Origin of the sequence: Agrobacterium tumefaciens (assembly GCF_009649785.1) — a bacterium.
Classification (GTDB): domain Bacteria; phylum Pseudomonadota; class Alphaproteobacteria; order Rhizobiales; family Rhizobiaceae; genus Agrobacterium; species Agrobacterium tumefaciens.
This window is the reverse complement of the sequence record NZ_WJOK01000008.1, coordinates 86,358-103,089: the sequence shown is the minus strand read 5'-3', so window position 1 is coordinate 103,089 and position 16,732 is coordinate 86,358. Positions and strand designations below refer to the sequence as shown.

At 58.7% G+C, this 16,732-nt stretch carries 14 protein-coding genes; 11 read left to right on the top strand and 3 right to left on the bottom strand.

Annotated elements, in window-relative coordinates; genetic code table 11:
• Positions 1-3: 3 nt before the first annotated feature.
• Together GH784_RS10655 and lpxB are read left to right on the top strand one after the other, a co-directional pair.
• Positions 4-885, top strand: coding sequence for an LpxI family protein (locus tag GH784_RS10655; RefSeq protein WP_003512855.1), 882 nt, complete (start codon positions 4-6; stop codon positions 883-885).
• Entirely contained in the window at positions 882-2,063 is a 1,182-nt protein-coding gene (lpxB, locus tag GH784_RS10650; RefSeq protein WP_153793409.1) for a lipid-A-disaccharide synthase, read from the top strand. The genes GH784_RS10655 and lpxB overlap by 4 nt, the downstream gene beginning before the upstream one ends.
• Positions 2,064-2,193: 130 nt before the next feature.
• Here the strand turns inward: lpxB and gltA are convergent, their stop codons facing one another.
• Complete coding sequence (gltA, locus tag GH784_RS10645) at positions 2,194-3,483, bottom strand: citrate synthase (RefSeq protein ID WP_003496202.1); 1,290 nt, start codon at positions 3,481-3,483, stop codon at positions 2,194-2,196.
• Between the two features lie 306 nt (positions 3,484-3,789).
• On the opposite strand from gltA, the gene GH784_RS10640 reads away from it, so the two are divergent.
• Complete coding sequence (locus GH784_RS10640; protein ID WP_065704626.1) at positions 3,790-6,225, top strand: ComEC/Rec2 family competence protein; 2,436 nt, start codon at positions 3,790-3,792, stop codon at positions 6,223-6,225.
• Between the two features lie 16 nt (positions 6,226-6,241).
• Here GH784_RS10640 and GH784_RS10635 read toward each other — a convergent pair whose 3' ends face one another.
• Both GH784_RS10635 and lexA read right to left on the bottom strand, forming a co-directional pair.
• Positions 6,242-6,925 carry a glutathione S-transferase family protein gene (locus GH784_RS10635; protein ID WP_065704624.1) on the bottom strand — a complete coding sequence of 228 codons (684 nt, stop codon included), beginning with the start codon at positions 6,923-6,925 and terminating at the stop codon, positions 6,242-6,244.
• A 438-nt stretch (positions 6,926-7,363) separates the two neighbouring features.
• Positions 7,364-8,086 (bottom strand): transcriptional repressor LexA, encoded by a 723-nt coding sequence (gene lexA / locus GH784_RS10630; protein WP_003512859.1) that lies wholly within the window; start codon positions 8,084-8,086, stop codon positions 7,364-7,366.
• Positions 8,087-8,296: 210 nt separating this feature from the next.
• Between lexA and GH784_RS10625 the strand changes: the two genes are divergently transcribed.
• The 8 genes from GH784_RS10625 (at position 8,297) to GH784_RS10590 (ending at position 16,675) form a co-directional block, all read left to right on the top strand.
• Entirely contained in the window at positions 8,297-9,178 is an 882-nt protein-coding gene (locus GH784_RS10625; protein ID WP_065704622.1) for a VOC family protein, read from the top strand.
• Positions 9,178-10,023 (top strand): 3-deoxy-8-phosphooctulonate synthase, encoded by an 846-nt coding sequence (kdsA, locus tag GH784_RS10620; protein ID WP_065704620.1) that lies wholly within the window; start codon positions 9,178-9,180, stop codon positions 10,021-10,023. The genes GH784_RS10625 and kdsA overlap by 1 nt, the downstream gene beginning before the upstream one ends.
• 147 nt (positions 10,024-10,170) lie before the next feature.
• Complete coding sequence (eno, locus tag GH784_RS10615; protein ID WP_003512870.1) at positions 10,171-11,445, top strand: phosphopyruvate hydratase; 1,275 nt, start codon at positions 10,171-10,173, stop codon at positions 11,443-11,445.
• A 234-nt stretch (positions 11,446-11,679) separates the two neighbouring features.
• A complete protein-coding gene (locus GH784_RS10610; protein ID WP_003512872.1) occupies positions 11,680-11,997 on the top strand; it encodes an FtsB family cell division protein in 318 nt (105 codons plus the stop codon).
• Between the two features lie 153 nt (positions 11,998-12,150).
• A complete protein-coding gene (gene pdhA / locus GH784_RS10605; protein WP_003512874.1) occupies positions 12,151-13,194 on the top strand; it encodes a pyruvate dehydrogenase (acetyl-transferring) E1 component subunit alpha in 1,044 nt (347 codons plus the stop codon).
• Between the two features lie 17 nt (positions 13,195-13,211).
• Positions 13,212-14,633, top strand: coding sequence for a pyruvate dehydrogenase complex E1 component subunit beta (locus GH784_RS10600; protein ID WP_065704618.1), 1,422 nt, complete (start codon positions 13,212-13,214; stop codon positions 14,631-14,633).
• A 14-nt stretch (positions 14,634-14,647) separates the two neighbouring features.
• Positions 14,648-16,018 (top strand): pyruvate dehydrogenase complex dihydrolipoamide acetyltransferase, encoded by a 1,371-nt coding sequence (locus GH784_RS10595; RefSeq protein ID WP_013636029.1) that lies wholly within the window; start codon positions 14,648-14,650, stop codon positions 16,016-16,018.
• A gap of 12 nt (positions 16,019-16,030) precedes the next feature.
• Positions 16,031-16,675 (top strand): SGNH/GDSL hydrolase family protein, encoded by a 645-nt coding sequence (locus tag GH784_RS10590; protein ID WP_003512881.1) that lies wholly within the window; start codon positions 16,031-16,033, stop codon positions 16,673-16,675.
• Positions 16,676-16,732: the final 57 nt, after the last annotated feature.

Here is a 16,732-nt window from a genome sequence, read left to right as displayed (position 1 = left end):
GCCGTGACAGGCGGCGGGCGTCTCGCCATCGTGGCCGGCAGCGGCCAGCTGCCGCTGCATGTCGCGGCGGCCGCGCGCGAGATGGGGGAGAACCCCTTCATTGTACAGCTACGCGATGATTCCCAGTTTGACTGGAGCGGTTTCGACAATGCGGTGATTAGCGTCGGCGATGTCGCCGGGCTTGGTCGCCTGCTGCGCGAAAACCAGGTGGACCGCGTCGTGCTTTCCGGCGCCGTGGCGCGGCGCCCTGAATGGCGGGAAATCCGCCCCACGATCGGCATATTGCTGAAACTGCCATCCATCGTCCGCACCCTGCTGTCGAGCGGCGATGACGCCGTTTTACAGATGGTCATCAAGGTCATCGGCACGCTTGGGGCAAAAGTCATTGGCGCCCACGAGATCGCACCCGGTCTGCTTGCTACGACCGGCCCTTTCGGTGCGCATAAACCTGCTGAAGACGATCTGCGCGACATACGCAAGGCCGCGCAGGCCGCACTGGCACTCGGCACGCTTGATGTCGGGCAGGGTGCAGTCGCCGTTGGCGGCCGTATCGTTGCACTGGAGGGCGTCGAGGGCACAGACGCGATGCTGGCGCGTGTCGCGGCATTACGCGCTGAGGGCCGCATCTCGACCCGTCGCAAGGGTGTTTTGGTGAAGCTCTGCAAGCCGCAGCAGGATATCCGCGCTGACTTGCCGACCATCGGCGTGGAAACGGTGGAGAACGCGCATAAGGCCGGGCTGGCGGGGATCGCCGTTGAAGCCGGGCGCGCGCTGGTACTTGATCGCGATGAGATGTTGAAGGCGGCAGATCAGGCCGGCATATTCGTGTGCGGTATCGATACGTCACTCGGTGAAGACATGATGGGCGGAGACATGGTGGGATGACGGCAACATTGAAGGTGGCGGTTATAGCCGGCGAGGTATCCGGCGATCTTCTGGGTGCCGATCTCATCCGGTCCCTGAAAGGCCATTATTCGGGTTCTGTCGAGCTGATGGGCGTCGGCGGTGAGGCTCTGGAGGCGCAGGGGCTGGTTTCGCTGTTCGATTATTCCGAACTCTCCATCATGGGCTTCACGCAGGTTCTGAAGAAGCTGCCGAAGCTGATTTCGCGGATCAACCAGACTGCGCAGGCAATCATTGTCGCAAAGCCGGATATTCTGCTGATCATCGACAGCCCGGATTTCACCCATCGTGTTGCGAAAAAAGTCCGCAAACAATTGCCGCATCTGCCGGTCGTCAATTATGTCTGCCCCAGCGTCTGGGCGTGGAAGGAATATCGCGCCACTGCGATGTTGTCCTATGTCGATCACGTTCTGGCCCTGCTTCCATTCGAGCCGGAGGCGATGCGGCGTCTCGGCGGCCCACCGACAACCTTTGTCGGCCATCGCCTCAGCGTCGATCAAGACGTGCTCTCCGTGCGGCAGAGGCGGGCTGAGCGGCCCCTGCCTGCCAACGGCGAACCGAAAACTATTCTGCTCCTGCCGGGGTCACGTTCCACCGAAACGACCCGGTTGATGGAGCCGTTTCAGGAAGCGGCAAAAGCATATGTCGAGCGCAACGGCCCGACGAAGTTTCTGCTGCCGACAGTGCCGCGCCAGGAAAACCGCATCCGCGAACTGGCGGCAACATGGCCGCAGGATATCAGGCCTGAAATCGGCATCGATCCCGCCTTCAAGTGGAATGCATTTGCGCGCGCCGATGCGGCGATTGCCGCGTCCGGCACCGTTATTCTCGAGCTCGCGCTCGTCGGCGTACCAACCATATCGGTCTACAAGACCGACTGGATTTTCACGATGCTGAGCAAGCGGGTGAAAACCTGGACAGGTGCGCTTCCGAACCTGATTGCCGACTATGTCGTGGTGCCAGAATATTTCAACGAGGTGGTACGGGCAGGGTCGATGCTGCGTTGGGCCGAGCGGCTCTCATCCGACACCACCGAACGGCGGGCGATGCTGGAAGGCTATGCTCTTGTGCAGGAGCGTTTGCACACAGAAGTGCCTCCTGGCGAAACCGGCGCCCTTATCCTTCTCGATGTGCTGAACAGCCGCAACCGGCAAGGCTGAACCGGTAGCGATCCTGTCTGCTTCCTGGGGTCGGCAGGGCAGGTTTCGCTATTCTTATCGATGATCATATCCAACAAAAAAGCCGGCGGATAAAACCCGCCGGCTTTTTTATGTTGGTTGGTTTCCCGGCTTAACGCTTGGAAACCGGAACGTAGTCACGCTTGCCGGCGCCCGTGTAGAGCTGGCGCGGACGGCCGATGCGCTGCTGCGGATCCTCGATCATTTCGTTCCACTGCGCGATCCAGCCGACGGTGCGGGCCAGTGCGAACAGCACGGTAAACATGGTCGTGGGGAAGCCAAGCGCCTTCAGCGTGATACCCGAATAGAAGTCGACGTTCGGGTACAGCTTCTTCTCGACGAAATAAGGATCGGAAAGAGCGATCTTTTCGAGTTCGAGCGCGACCTGCATGATCGGATCGTCGGAGTTGCCGGTGGCTTCCAGCACTTCGTACATCGTCTTCTGCATGATCTTGGCGCGCGGGTCGTAGTTCTTGTACACGCGGTGGCCAAAGCCCATCAGGCGGAACGGATCGTTCTTGTCCTTGGCGCGGGCAATGTACTCCGGAATGCGGTCAACCGTGCCGATTTCGTTGAGCATGTTGAGCGCCGCTTCGTTGGCGCCGCCATGTGCCGGACCCCAGAGGCAGGCGATGCCCGCTGCAATACAGGCGAACGGGTTTGCACCCGACGAACCGGCAAGACGCACCGTGGAGGTGGAAGCGTTCTGTTCGTGATCCGCATGCAGGATGAAGATGCGGTCCATGGCGCGAGCCAGAACCGGATCGACCTTGTACTCTTCGCAAGGCACGGCAAAGCACATGTGCAGGAAGTTGGAAGCGTAATCGAGGTCGTTCTTCGGGTAAACGAAGGGCTGGCCGATATGGTACTTGTAGGCCATGGCGGCGATCGTCGGCATTTTCGCGATCATCCGCAGCGAAGCGACCATGCGCTGGTGCGGATCCGTAATGTCCGTCGAGTCGTGATAGAAGGCCGACAGAGCGCCGACCGTGCCGCACATGACAGCCATCGGATGTGCGTCGCGACGGTAGCCGGTGAAGAAGCGGCTCATCTGCTCGTGCACCATGGTGTGGCGCGTTACGCGGGTGTCGAAGTCCTTCTTCTGCGCAGCTGTCGGCAATTCTCCGTAAAGCAGCAGATAGCAGGTTTCCAGGAAGTCGCCCTGTTCGGCAAGCTGCTCAATGGGGAAGCCGCGGTGCAGAAGAACGCCTTCGTCACCATCGATATAGGTGATCTTGGATTCGCAGGAGGCTGTCGAGGTGAAGCCGGGGTCGTAGGTGAAGGAGCCCGTGTGCTTGTACAGCGTGGCGATATCGACGACGCTTGGTCCAATCGTGCCTTCCCTGACCGGGAGTTCGACCTGTTTTTCGCCAAGTGTCACTGTAGCGCTTTTTTCCGTCATACTGATCCTCCGAAAACATGCGGGTGGGGGCGTTGAGATACGCCCCGCGGTTAAGCGTCTACCGATTAGCTATATGATCCTTGCGCGGATGCCAAGCTATCCAAAGGTCAAATTGTGCATTGCGGCAAACGCAATCGCGTTGCTTCAGGCTTTCCCGGCAGCAGCAATTCAATCTCGGTCAACGCATCGTTAAAGTAAAGGATTGCAATCCCCAGCGCTGGTCTGCAAACCTGTTTTTGGTGCGGCAAGGGGCGGTGGGGATTGCTCGGTCAAGGGGAAAAACAGCATTTCGAATATGCTAAAACGATGCAGGGAGACTTGCCCGGCACACGGGAAATTCTGTTTCCTCTCCGCCGAAGCAGTGATGCGGCAACATATGACACTCCCGCCATTATTCCCGAGATTAACCGCAACACTACCGTGGCCGAAAAAATCGCCATGTGCCTGGCCGAGGAGCGCGCATTCGGCCACGATTTTCTTTTCATTCCCGTTTCCATCGGCTGCGGCGCGGTACTCTGGTTTTCTCTAGATGCCACGCCTTCCCCGGTCGTTTTGATTGCCACATTTCTTTTTGTCGCCGTTCTGGCGCTCTTTGTGAGATATAAAGCTGGCATTGCGGCGGCGGTTTGCGGCCCTTTCGCTTTTCTATTGCTGGGCATGCTTCTGGCAGATTTCGAAACCCGAAGGGCAGGGACCGTGGTGCTGGATACCCCCGTCACCACCACCATCACCGGCACCGTGGCGCGCCGGGAGGTCGATGCACGCGGCTACTGGCGATATGTCGTCGATCTGACCGCAACAGCGGACCCGACATTGTCGCGTCCGCCGCAGAGGATATCGGTGCTTTCGCGTGGCGGAGGCGAGCCGATCGCACTCGGCGCAACCCTTCGCGGCAAGGTCCGCCTCTCGCCGCCATCCGGCCCGGCCTTACCGGGACTGAACGACTTCGCCTTCACGTCCTATTTCAAAGGCATAGGCGCGACCGGTTTCTTTTATAAATCACCGCAGGCGCTTGTATCACCCGTTGGTGACGCAAGGCCTGACAAGGGTTGGTTGGAATGGGCCGATATGCGGCTTTACGGCCTTCGCAGCGCAATTGCCGAACGCATCCGCACCACCATCGGCGGTGATGCCGGAGCCTTCGCCGCCTCCATCATCACCGATGAGAGACAGGCCATATCGGCGGAGACGATGGAGGCGTTGCGGCTCTCCGGCCTTGCCCATATCGTTGCCATATCCGGGCTCAACATGGCACTGGCCTCCGGCATATTCTTTGTTGGCCTGAGACTGGCTTTCAGCCTGTTTCCCGCCTTTGCGCAGCGCTGGCCGGTCAAGAAGATCGCGGCTTTCGCGGCACTGCTGATGACGCTTGCCTATTATCTGATTTCCGGTTTCGCCGTTTCCGCCGAGCGTGCCTGGCTGATGATGTCTGTGATGCTGATCGCGGTCCTTTTCGATCAGCCATCACTCAGCCTCAGAAACGTTGCCATTTCCGCCCTGATCATTCTGGCTTTCTCGCCCTCGGAAATCATGGGTCCGAGTTTTCAGATGTCATTTGCGGCCACCATAGCGCTTGTTTCGGCCTATGCCTTCTGGAGCCGTTGGCGCACGGATCGCGAGCGGCTGTTCATCGGGCGCAAGCCCGCATGGCTGAAGGTGGCGGAAATGATGGGCGCGGTCATTGGCGGCGTTATCACGACGTCGCTGATCGGGGGCCTTTCTACGGCGATCTATTCGGCCGAACATTTTCACCGTGTCACCACCTATGGACTGTTCGCCAATCTGGCTGCAATGCCGCTCATGTCGCTGATCGTCATGCCATTCGCTCTTATCGCCATGCTGCTGATGCCCTTCGGGCTCGATGCGCCGTTCCTGAAGATCATGGGTTATGGCATGGCACTCGTCATCGAGGTTGCAAACGAGGTGGCCTCCTGGGGCGGCAGCGCAGCGACTGGGCGTCCGCACGGCTGGTTTATCGGTTTGGCTTCGGTGGGTTTCCTGCTGCTGACATTGCTGCGCAGCCGGCTTGCGCTTCTTGGCATCCCGTTTCTGCTCTTCGCCTTCGGTGTGTCGGCAGTTACGGCCTATCGTGATCTGCCGGATCTATTGATTCACGAGGACGGCGACTTGGTGGCACTCCTGGAGGACGGCAAGGTCTCAACCACAAAAGCCCGTCCGCAGGGCTTCGTTTACGGCCAGTGGCAAAGGGCGCTGCTGCTGCCGGAAAAAACCGTGCCGCCAGATTTTATAAATGGTGAGAGCATGGCAAATACTGCTGGTTCTGACTCGAGATCGAAACTGTCGCCGGAAGACATGGCTGTCGTGGTACGCGAGATGACGGCGGCGCTCAAAGACGCCAAAGCTGGCGTCTTCACCTGCAGGAAAGACATATGGTGCGTAGCGAGCGCCGCAAGCGGAGAGTGGATCGTCGTTCTGGAAGATGGCCGCTTCGCGGGAAAAGCCTGCGATATTGCCGATATCGTCGTTGTTTCCCGCAGAACCTCTTTTTCTAAGTGCCGCTCGGGTGCACTCCTGCTCAGCCGTGACATCTTGCGGCGTCTCGGTTCTGTGGAAATAGATTTTGCCGACAAGAGGGAGGAGGGTGTGGCGAGCGGGTTGCGCGCCGCAATCGCCGGAACGGACAGGCCCTGGAGCCAGCACCGTTATTACGACTGGAAAAGCGGACGTTTCGACCGTGATCTGCCGCAGCCCATCGTCCGGCTGCTGGCGGCGTCGCAATGACCGCCGTCAGCATGGATCATCGGGCCTTGGCGCGCAAATCTTCAGTCAATTCGCCGATCCCGCCAACTTCCTCTTCATGACCAGCGTCGCGCCAGCTCTCCTTCAAACCGGCCTCGTACCATTCTTGCATGGCAGGTAGGGCGAGCAGCCGGTCGCAATAGGCTTTCGCTGCTGGCGAAAGATCCGCGCTGCCATAGGTCTGGAAACGGAATGCAACCGGGCAGAAGAAAGCATCGACCGCCGTGAACTTTTGACCGGCAAGATATGGCCCGCCGAATTTTGTGAGACCCTCGCTCCACAACGCATCGATCCGCTTTATATCGGCTTTAAGCCCGGAATCGCCGCCCCTGGGTTTGACCCGAATGCCCACCGACATGGGATAGAGATTGCGCAGCGAGGAAAAGCCGGCATGCATCTCACTTGCGGCCGAACGCGACCAGGCCCTCGCATGCTTGTCGCTTGCCCAGACGCTCTGGTGTCTTTCAGCAAGATATTCGACGATCGAAAGCGTTTCCCAAACCGTCATACCCTCGTCGACCAGGCAGGGCACCTTGCCCGTCGGCGAAAAGGAGGAGAAGGAGACGCCTTCGCCGAACGGAATGAGCTTTTCATCAAAGGCGATACCGAGCGTGCGCATCAATACCCACGGCCGCAGCGACCATGAAGAATAGTTCTTGTTGGCTATATAAAGATCGTACATGGCGTATCTCCCGGATATGACGCGTATTTCTACACCTGCCAAGCGTTCACGGAATATCGAAAATTATCCATGGCTCCCATAAACGCCGTTGATGAATGGTGATGTGGGGTCACTGAGAGCGCGCCTTGCGATAAGTCACCCTTTGGTGACCACTAAACTGACTGCGCAACACGACAGAACAACGTCGCTAAAAAACAGCGGATGGGATCGCTTCGACAATTACAGCGAACAGCCCATTCGCCACCACGCCTGTAGCGAAACCGAAGCATCTTTATGGAGCAGGAACTTAGTTTGGAAAGGGCAACGCGCATAGGCTGAATGGCGCATATCCTCGTGCACCCGCTAAAGCACGCCACGTTTGGAAACAGCCAAACCATATATAGGCGCCATCTTCACGATGACGCCTAATGTAAAGTGAGCACGTTCGGTTCGATAAGATCAATGGTAGCGGCGGATCAGCCCCACCAGCTTGCCCTGAATTTTCACCCGGTCGGGCCCGAAAATACGGGTCTCATAGGCTGGGTTTGCCGCCTCGAGCGCAATGGAGGCACCCTTGCGGCGGAAGCGCTTCAGCGTGGCTTCCTCGTCATCCACCAGAGCCACAACGATATCCCCGGGATTGGCGGTGTTGCCGTTGCGGATGATGACTGTGTCGCCGTCGAAAATGCCGGCCTCGATCATCGAATCACCCTTGACCTCAAGAGCGTAATGTTCGCCCGTGCCAAGCATGTCTACTGGCACGGCCACATCATGGGTGTTGTTCTGAATGGCGGAAATCGGCACGCCCGCAGCGATGCGGCCCATGACCGGCACGGTGACAGCCCCGCCCAGATCGTTGGCCGGCGTCTTGGGGGCAGGGGCCGGTTCCGGCGTTTTGGGTTTGCCAAGGCTGCCTTCGATAACGCTTGGCGAAAAGCCGCGCTGCGGCCTTGCGCCCGGCGTATAAGCCTCGGGCAGCTTGATGACTTCCAGCGCCCGAGCTCTATTCGGTAGCCGACGAATGAACCCGCGCTCTTCGAGAGCGGTTATCAGGCGGTGGATGCCGGATTTCGAAGCAAGATCGAGTGCGTCCTTCATTTCATCGAAGGAGGGCGGCACGCCGGACTCTTTCATTCGTTCATGAATGAAGAGAAGCAATTCCTGCTGTTTGCGCGTGAGCATGAGGAAAACACCCTTTAGAATCGTAGTGGAAGTCGCGAAACAAATACAGAACGAACACTATATGTTCCATATGTGTTCTGCAATCCCCTAAAATTTCGTGAAGGTGCCATCTATTGCTGTGATGATTTGCCTCATAGCACGCAATTGTGCTTTTGTGCGGTCAAAACCGTCCCGGCATGCTCCGGGCGGAAGGCCAGCAGGATACATGTCATGACGAAACCCTATAGCGTTGACCATCTCGTTTTGCCCGTGGAAGTCATAGGCGTCGCCGTGAAGCGCCTCGTCAGTCTTGGCTTTACGGTTGCGCCGGAGGCTCTGCACCCTTTCGGCACCCAAAATGCCTGCGTATTTTTCGCCGATGGCACCTATCTGGAGCCGCTCGCAATTGCTGATCCGGCTAAATATAATGCGTCAATAGAGGGGGGTGATGTGTTCACCGGCAGGGATGTGGCCTTCCGGCAACGGGACGGGCAGGAGGGTTTTTCGGCTCTTGTCGCCAGGACTAAAGACGCCTTGGTTGACCATGAGCGGTTTCGGGCAGCCGGCCTTTCGGCGGGCGATGTTTTCGAGTTTTCGCGGCCTGTTCGGATGCCGGATGGCTCGCAAGGCGAGGCGGCGTTCCGGCTGGCTTTTGCGGCAAGCGGGGCGGCCGCGGATTTCTTTTTGTTCAGTTGTCAACGGCTTCAAGCCCTTCCGGGCGATCGCACCATGCTTGAGCGCCACGCCAATGGTGTCACCGGCCTGAGTGAAATCGTCCTGTTTACCGGCGGCGATGCGAAGGTGGCGGGCCTGATCGAGACGGTGTTTGGCTGTGAAGGTAAATGGTCTCCGCGCGGTGATATGGTTTTCGCGACCGGCAATGCCAGCATCAGATTGACCGGAAAACCGCCTTTCGGCGGGCAGGCCCTGAGTGCTCAGGATGGCAACGAAGGCGGATTGCGCGGCGCGGGCATCGTCTTTTCGTCACACGATCTTGCCGTGACAGAGGCGGTGCTTGCTGCTAATGGCGTGTCCTGCGCAAAAGCGGACGGCCGTCTGGTGGTGCCCGCAGCACCCGGTCAGGGCGTTGCCTTCGCCTTCGAGGAAAAATGATGAGCGTTACGAACAATCTTAAAGTCACTGCCGGCGACGGCGCCAGCAAGGTTTCCTTCTCGAATACTGAGCGGTTTTCGCTGATTGCCGGTCCCTGCCAGATGGAAAGCCGCGAACATGCCTTCATGATCGCTGGCGTCCTGAAGGAGCTTTGCGACAAGCTGGGAATAGGGCTTGTCTACAAGTCCTCTTTCGACAAGGCGAACCGCACTTCGCTTTCCGGAAAACGCGGCATCGGCCTGGATAACGCGATGCAGGTTTTTACCGATCTCAAAAAGGAATTCGGTTTTCCTGTTCTGACCGACATCCACACGGAAGAGCAATGCGCCATCGTTTCCGAGGTAGTGGACGTGCTGCAGATCCCGGCGTTCCTCAGCCGCCAGACCGATCTTCTCGTTGCTGCCGCCAAAACCGGCCGCGTCATCAACGTCAAGAAAGGCCAGTTTCTGGCGCCCTGGGACATGAAGAACGTGCTTGCCAAGCTCAATGAGAGCGGCAATCCGAATGTGATGTTGTGCGAGCGCGGCGCGTCCTTCGGTTACAACACGCTGGTTTCCGACATGCGCTCTTTGCCGATCATGGCAGCGCTCGGCGCACCTGTCGTGTTCGATGCCACCCATTCGGTGCAGCAGCCGGGCGGGCAGGGCGGCTCCACAGGTGGCCAGCGCGAATTCGTCGAGACGTTGGCGCGTGCGGCCGTTGCGGTTGGCGTGGCCGGCCTCTTCATCGAGACGCATGAGGATCCGGACAATGCGCCGTCAGACGGCCCTAACATGGTCCATCTGAAGGACATGCCGAAAATGCTCGAAAAGCTTCTGGCTTTCGACGCGATTACGAAAGCCTGATCGGCTGACCGTGACGGCGGGCACTTTTGTGCCAATCGATTTTAATGGCGGGCGGGCCGTTTCCGCTGCCCACCGTCATTGTAATTTCTTCGCCATCGTCTAAGACAGGCGACGGAAAATATCTGTTCCATTCCCAAGGGAGAGACCATGACTGCCATTACCGATATCATCGCGCGCGAAATTCTCGACAGCCGCGGCAATCCGACCGTTGAAGTCGACGTTTATCTCGAAGACGGCTCCATGGGCCGTGCCGCCGTTCCCTCCGGCGCCTCCACCGGCGCGCATGAGGCGGTTGAGCTGCGCGATGGCGGCAAGCGTTATCTCGGCAAGGGCGTGGAAAAGGCGGTCGAAGCCGTCAATACGGAAATCTTCGACGCGATTGGCGGTTTCGACGCTGAAAACCAGATCCAGATCGACCAGATGATGATCGCGCTCGACGGCACGCCGAACAAGTCGCGCATCGGCGCCAACGCCATCCTCGGCGTGTCGCTCGCCGTTGCGAAGGCTGCCGCTGAAGCGTCCGGCCTGCCGCTTTACCGTTATGTCGGCGGCCCGAACGCGCATCTGCTGCCGGTTCCGATGATGAACATCATCAACGGCGGCGCGCATGCCGATAACCCCATCGACTTCCAGGAATTCATGATCCTGCCGGTCGGCGCAGAAAATATTCGCGAAGCCGTGCGCATGGGCTCCGAAGTCTTCCATACGCTGAAAAAAGAACTGTCCGCACAGGGCCACAACACCAATGTCGGCGATGAGGGCGGTTTTGCACCGGGTCTCGAAAGCGCGCCGGCAGCACTCGATTTCATCATGAAGTCGATCGAAAAGGCTGGCTACCGTCCAGGCGACGACATGTTCATCGGTCTCGACTGTGCGGCGACCGAATTCTTCAAGAACGGCAATTACGTTTATGAAGGCGAAGGCAAGACCCGTTCGCCGATCGAGCAGGCCGAATACCTGGCCGAGCTCGTGGCGAAATATCCGATCATCTCCGTCGAAGACGGCATGGCTGAAGACGACTGGGATGGCTGGAAGGCGCTGACCGATCTCATTGGCAACAAGTGCCAGCTGGTGGGCGACGATCTTTTCGTCACCAACTCCGCCCGCCTTCGCGATGGTATCAAGATGGGTGTCGCCAACTCCATCCTCGTCAAGGTCAACCAGATCGGTTCGCTTTCCGAGACGCTGGACGCAGTCGAAACTGCGCACAAGGCAGGTTACACCGCCGTCATGTCGCACCGTTCGGGCGAAACGGAAGATTCCACCATCGCCGATCTCGCGGTTGCAACCAACTGCGGTCAGATCAAGACCGGCTCGCTTGCCCGTTCCGACCGGCTCGCAAAGTACAACCAGCTTATCCGCATTGAAGAAATGCTGGGCCCACAGGCTGCTTACGCCGGCCGTTCGATCCTGCGCGGATAATCCGCGTTCGGGTTTCGCGATATGGCCCGCCGCCTGGCGGGTCAGTCTCAGGGATGGGCGGTTTATCCGCACTGCTCACTCCCGAGTTGATCTGGGGTTCAGTCAGGCCAGGTCCCTGGGTTGAAAGGGCTTTTTTGCGTCTATCAGTCGCGCGGAATTTAAGGTCAACGGATAGTTAAACAATCCGCATTAGTCTCGAGACTCACATTATGCGTTTTAAGGCTTCTCTCCGGCATGTGGACCAGACATCATAAAAAGAGACGATTCGGCCGTTTGATCGTTCCGGCCATTACGATCGCTTTTCTTTCCTATTTCGGGTATCATTCCATCCACGGCGACTTCGGCCTTCAGGCGACGGAGCGGCTGGAGCGGCAGCGTATTGCCAGAACGGCAGAGCTCGCCAAGCTGACGCAGGCGCGCGTTGCGCTGGAGCGGCAGGTCGAATTATTGAGCGACGGTTCTCTCGAACGTGACATGATTGACGAGATTTCCCGTTATCAGTTGAATATGTCCCGTACGGACGAAATTGTCATCATGAATACCTACTTCTAATTAACCGAAATCAAGTTAATTAATGATTTGTGATTTATTCACAGCACTTTAGCGTGAATATGTGCCATGCGTTTAAAGCATTGCTGCATGGCATTTTCTTGCATATGGTACGCGCCAATCTATCCATTCAAACGGCAACTCAGGGAGGGATGAATGGCGCCGCGAAAAACCGCGTCCGTATCCGGCCGAAAGACAACGGCAAAGGCTGCAGGCGAATTCACCGGTAAGAACAGCCCGGACTTTTCGAAGGAAGAAGAGCTTCACGCCTATCGTGAGATGCTTCTCATCCGTCGCTTCGAGGAAAAGGCCGGCCAGCTTTACGGCATGGGCTTCATCGGTGGTTTCTGTCACCTCTACATCGGTCAGGAAGCCGTTGTTGTCGGCATGCAGATGTCTCAGAAGGAAGGCGATCAGGTCATCACCGCTTACCGTGACCACGGCCATATGTTGGCTCTGGGCATGAGCGCGCGTGGCGTCATGGCCGAATTGACCGGTCGCAAGGGCGGCCTGTCGAAGGGCAAGGGCGGCTCGATGCACATGTTCTCCAAGGAGAAACATTTCTACGGCGGCCACGGCATCGTCGGTGCGCAGGTTTCGCTCGGAACCGGTCTTGCCTTCGCCAATAAATATCGCGGCAACGACAATGTCTCCGTGACCTATTTCGGTGACGGCGCCGCCAACCAGGGTCAGGTCTACGAGAGCTTCAACATGGCCGCTCTCTGGAAACTGCCGATCATCTATATCGTTGAAAACAACCGTTACGCCATGGGCACCTCGACCGCCCGCGCCACCGCACAGTCGAACTATTCGCTGCGCGGCCAGTCCTTCGGCATTCCCGGCATCCAGGTGGATGGCATGGATGTGCGCGCCGTAAAGGCCGCCGCCGATCAGGCGCTGGAACATTGCCGCTCCGGCAAGGGTCCGATCATTCTGGAAATGCTGACCTACCGTTACCGTGGTCACTCCATGTCCGACCCGGCGAAATACCGTTCGAAAGACGAAGTGCAGAAGATGCGCTCCGAACATGACCCGATTGAGCAGGTCAAGGCACGGCTTCTGGAGCAGGGCTGGGCAAGCGAAGACGAACTCAAGGCCATCGACAAGGATGTCCGTGATATTGTCGCCGATAGCGCAGACTTCGCCCAGAACGACCCAGAGCCGGATGTATCCGAGCTCTACACCGACATTCTGCTCTGATCGGGAAAGGGAAACCCATGCCAGTAGAAATTCTTATGCCCGCCCTTTCGCCGACCATGGAGGAAGGCACGCTTTCCAAATGGCTTAAAAAGGAAGGCGACAAGGTCGCATCCGGCGACGTGATTGCCGAGATCGAGACCGACAAGGCGACCATGGAAGTGGAAGCTGTGGATGAAGGTGTTATCGGCAAGCTGCTGATCGACGCCGGCACCGAAGGCGTCAAGGTCAACACGCCGATCGCCGTTCTCATCCAGGAAGGCGAAAGCGCTGCCGACATCTCTTCCTCCGCCAAGAAGGAAGAGCCGAAGGCTGAAGCTGCAAATTCCGATTCGGATGCCGCAGGCGGCAAGACCCGCGAAGCGTCCGAGGAGCCGAGCGCTGCCAAGGAAGCCGCAAAGGTTCCGGCAGCACCTAAGATCGAAGTCGCTGCCGATCCGGATATTCCTGAAGGCACGGAAATGGTGATGACGACGGTGCGTGAAGCGCTGCGCGACGCCATGGCCGAAGAAATGCGCGCGGACGAAAAAGTCTTCGTCATGGGTGAGGAAGTCGCCGAATATCAGGGCGCCTACAAGATTACCCAAGGCCTGTTGCAGGAATTCGGCGAACGCCGCGTTATCGACACCCCGATCACCGAGCACGGTTTTGCCGGTATCGGCGTCGGTGCGGCAATGACGGGCCTGCGGCCCATCGTCGAATTCATGACCTTCAACTTCGCCATGCAGGCGATCGACCAGATCGTCAACTCGGCTGCGAAGACGCTTTACATGTCGGGCGGCCAGATGGGCGCGCCGATGGTGTTCCGTGGCCCCTCGGGTGCTGCTGCCCGCGTTGGCGCTCAGCATTCGCAATGTTACGCCGCATGGTACAGCCATATTCCGGGCCTCAAGGTCGTCATGCCCTACACGGCAGCGGACGCCAAGGGTCTCCTGAAGGCAGCCATCCGCGATCCGAATCCGGTCATCTTCCTTGAGAATGAAATTCTCTACGGCCAGAGCTTCGAAGTGCCGAAGCTCGACGATTTCGTGCTGCCGATCGGCAAGGCGCGCATTCACCGCAAGGGCAAGGATGCGACGATCGTTTCCTTCGGCATCGGCATGACCTACGCAATCAAGGCGGTTGCGGAACTCGAAAAGCTCGGCATCGACGTCGAACTGATCGACCTTCGCACCATCCGTCCGATGGATCTGCCCACCGTCATCGAATCGGTCAAGAAGACCGGTCGTCTGGTCACAGTCGAGGAAGGCTTCCCGCAGTCATCGGTTGGTGACTTCATCGCCAATCAGGTCATGCGTGCCGCTTTCGACTATCTCGATGCGCCGATCCTGACGATTGCCGGCAAAGACGTTCCGATGCCTTACGCGGCAAACCTCGAAAAGCTGGCTTTGCCGAACGTCGATGAAGTCGTTCAGGCTGTCAAAACCGTCTGCTACAAGTAAGGGGAGGCGTTTCGATGCCGATAAACATCACCATGCCTGCCCTTTCTCCCACCATGGAAGAGGGCAATCTGGCCAAGTGGCTGGTCAAGGAAGGCGACAAGGTCGCACCCGGTGACGTGATCGCCGAGATCGAGACCGACAAGGCAACCATGGAAGTGGAAGCCGTCGATGAGGGCACGGTCGCCAAGCTCGTGGTTCCCGCAGGCACGGAAGCGGTCAAGGTCAACGCCCTGATCGCTATCCTCGCCGCCGATGGCGAGGATGTGGCTGAGGCAGCAAAGGGCGGCAATGCTGCTCCTGCCGCGTCCCAGGCCAAAGCCGAGGCTCCGAAGCAGGAAGCTGCAAAGGCCGAAGCGCCAAAGGAAGAGGCTGTCCCGGCCAAGGCTGAAAAGCCAGCTGCCGACCAGGCCTCCGCACCTTCCACCCCGGCCCCGGTTGCAAAATCCGGCGAGCGCATCTTCGCTTCGCCGCTTGCCCGTCGTCTCGCAAAGGAAGCCGGTCTCGACCTCACGGCCGTGTCCGGTTCAGGCCCGCATGGCCGTATCGTCAAGACAGACGTAGAAAAGGCCGCCGCTTCTGGTGGTGCGAAGGCAGCTCCTGCCGCCGCAGCATCCGCAGGCGCACCGGCTGCCGCACTTGCCAAGGGCCCGTCCGAAGAAGCTGTTCTCAAGCTGTTCGAACCCGGTTCTTACGAACTGGTGCCGCATGACGGCATGCGCAAGGTCATCGCCAAGCGTCTGGTCGAATCCAAGCAGACCGTTCCGCATTTCTACGTTTCCGTGGATTGCGAACTGGATACGCTTCTGGCGCTGCGCGCCCAGCTCAACGCCGCCGCTCCCGAAAAGGACGGCAAGCCCGCCTACAAGCTTTCGGTCAACGACATGGTCATCAAGGCGCTGGCTCTCGCGCTGCGCGATGTGCCTGATGCCAACGTCTCCTGGACGGAAAGCAACATGGTCAAGCACAAGCATTCGGATGTCGGCGTTGCCGTTTCCATTCCGGGTGGCTTGATCACGCCGATCATCCGCAAGGCGGAAGAGAAGTCGCTCTCCACCATCTCCAACGAGATGAAGGACTACGGCAAGCGCGCCAAGGAGCGCAAGCTGAAGCCCGAGGAGTATCAGGGCGGCACGACGGCCGTGTCCAACATGGGCATGATGGGCGTCAAGAGCTTCTCCGCCGTCATCAACCCGCCGCACGCCACCATTCTGGCAGTCGGCGCGGGCGAACAGCGTGCTGTCGTGAAGAACGGCGAGATCAAGATCGCCAATGTCATGACGGTTACGCTCTCTACCGACCACCGTTGCGTCGATGGCGCGCTCGGAGCCGAACTGATCGGCGCCTTCAAGCGCTATATCGAAAACCCGATGGGCATGCTGGTTTGATCGGAGAGTGAGATGGTGAAGTCGGTCCTCTGCTTTGGCGATTCCCTCACATGGGGATCAGATGCGGAAACGGGTGGCCGGCATAGCCATGACGATCTTTGGCCGAGCGTCTTGCAAAAGGCGCTCGGGCCTGATGTGAAGGTGATCCACGAAGGGCTGGGTGGACGAACCACCGCCTATGATGACCATACCGCTGATTGCGATCGCAACGGCGCAAGGCTCTTGCCGACGCTTCTGCACAGCCACGCGCCGCTTGATCTGGTCATCATCATGCTCGGCACCAACGACTTGAAACCGTCGATTCATGGCTCGGCCATCGTCGCGATGAAGGGTGTGGAGCGGCTGGTCAAACTGGTGCGCAACCATGTCTGGCAGGTGCCGGACTGGGAAGCGCCGGATGTTCTGATCGTCGCGCCGCCGCAACTGTGCGAAACGGCCAACCCCGTGATGGGCGCTATCTTTCGCGATGCGATCGATGAATCGGCGATGCTCGCCCCGGTCTACCGGGATTTGGCCGACGATCTCGATTGCGGATTTTTCGATGCGGGGTCAGTTGCCCGCACGACGCCCGTAGACGGCGTTCATCTCGATGCTGAAAACACGCGGGCCATCGGGCGCGGGCTGGAGCCCGTCGTTCGCATGATGCTCGGACTTTGACAACAATTCTCGTTTCGGAACGGCATGCCGTGACCCGATAGGACAAGGCAGGATACC

What these genes read in the sequence shown, in the direction of transcription:
- lpxB (WP_153793409.1), top strand. Translation starts at nt 882, where the DNA reads ATGACGGCAACATTGAAGGTGGCGGTTATAGCCGGCGAGGTATCCGGC.
- gltA (WP_003496202.1), bottom strand. Translation starts at nt 3,483, where the DNA reads ATGACGGAAAAAAGCGCTACAGTGACACTTGGCGAAAAACAGGTCGAA.
- GH784_RS10640 (WP_065704626.1), top strand. Translation starts at nt 3,790, where the DNA reads ATGCAGGGAGACTTGCCCGGCACACGGGAAATTCTGTTTCCTCTCCGC.
- GH784_RS10635 (WP_065704624.1), bottom strand. Translation starts at nt 6,925, where the DNA reads ATGTACGATCTTTATATAGCCAACAAGAACTATTCTTCATGGTCGCTG.
- lexA (WP_003512859.1), bottom strand. Translation starts at nt 8,086, where the DNA reads ATGCTCACGCGCAAACAGCAGGAATTGCTTCTCTTCATTCATGAACGA.
- GH784_RS10625 (WP_065704622.1), top strand. Translation starts at nt 8,297, where the DNA reads ATGACGAAACCCTATAGCGTTGACCATCTCGTTTTGCCCGTGGAAGTC.
- kdsA (WP_065704620.1), top strand. Translation starts at nt 9,178, where the DNA reads ATGAGCGTTACGAACAATCTTAAAGTCACTGCCGGCGACGGCGCCAGC.
- eno (WP_003512870.1), top strand. Translation starts at nt 10,171, where the DNA reads ATGACTGCCATTACCGATATCATCGCGCGCGAAATTCTCGACAGCCGC.
- GH784_RS10610 (WP_003512872.1), top strand. Translation starts at nt 11,680, where the DNA reads ATGTGGACCAGACATCATAAAAAGAGACGATTCGGCCGTTTGATCGTT.
- pdhA (WP_003512874.1), top strand. Translation starts at nt 12,151, where the DNA reads ATGGCGCCGCGAAAAACCGCGTCCGTATCCGGCCGAAAGACAACGGCA.
- GH784_RS10600 (WP_065704618.1), top strand. Translation starts at nt 13,212, where the DNA reads ATGCCAGTAGAAATTCTTATGCCCGCCCTTTCGCCGACCATGGAGGAA.
- GH784_RS10595 (WP_013636029.1), top strand. Translation starts at nt 14,648, where the DNA reads ATGCCGATAAACATCACCATGCCTGCCCTTTCTCCCACCATGGAAGAG.
- GH784_RS10590 (WP_003512881.1), top strand. Translation starts at nt 16,031, where the DNA reads ATGGTGAAGTCGGTCCTCTGCTTTGGCGATTCCCTCACATGGGGATCA.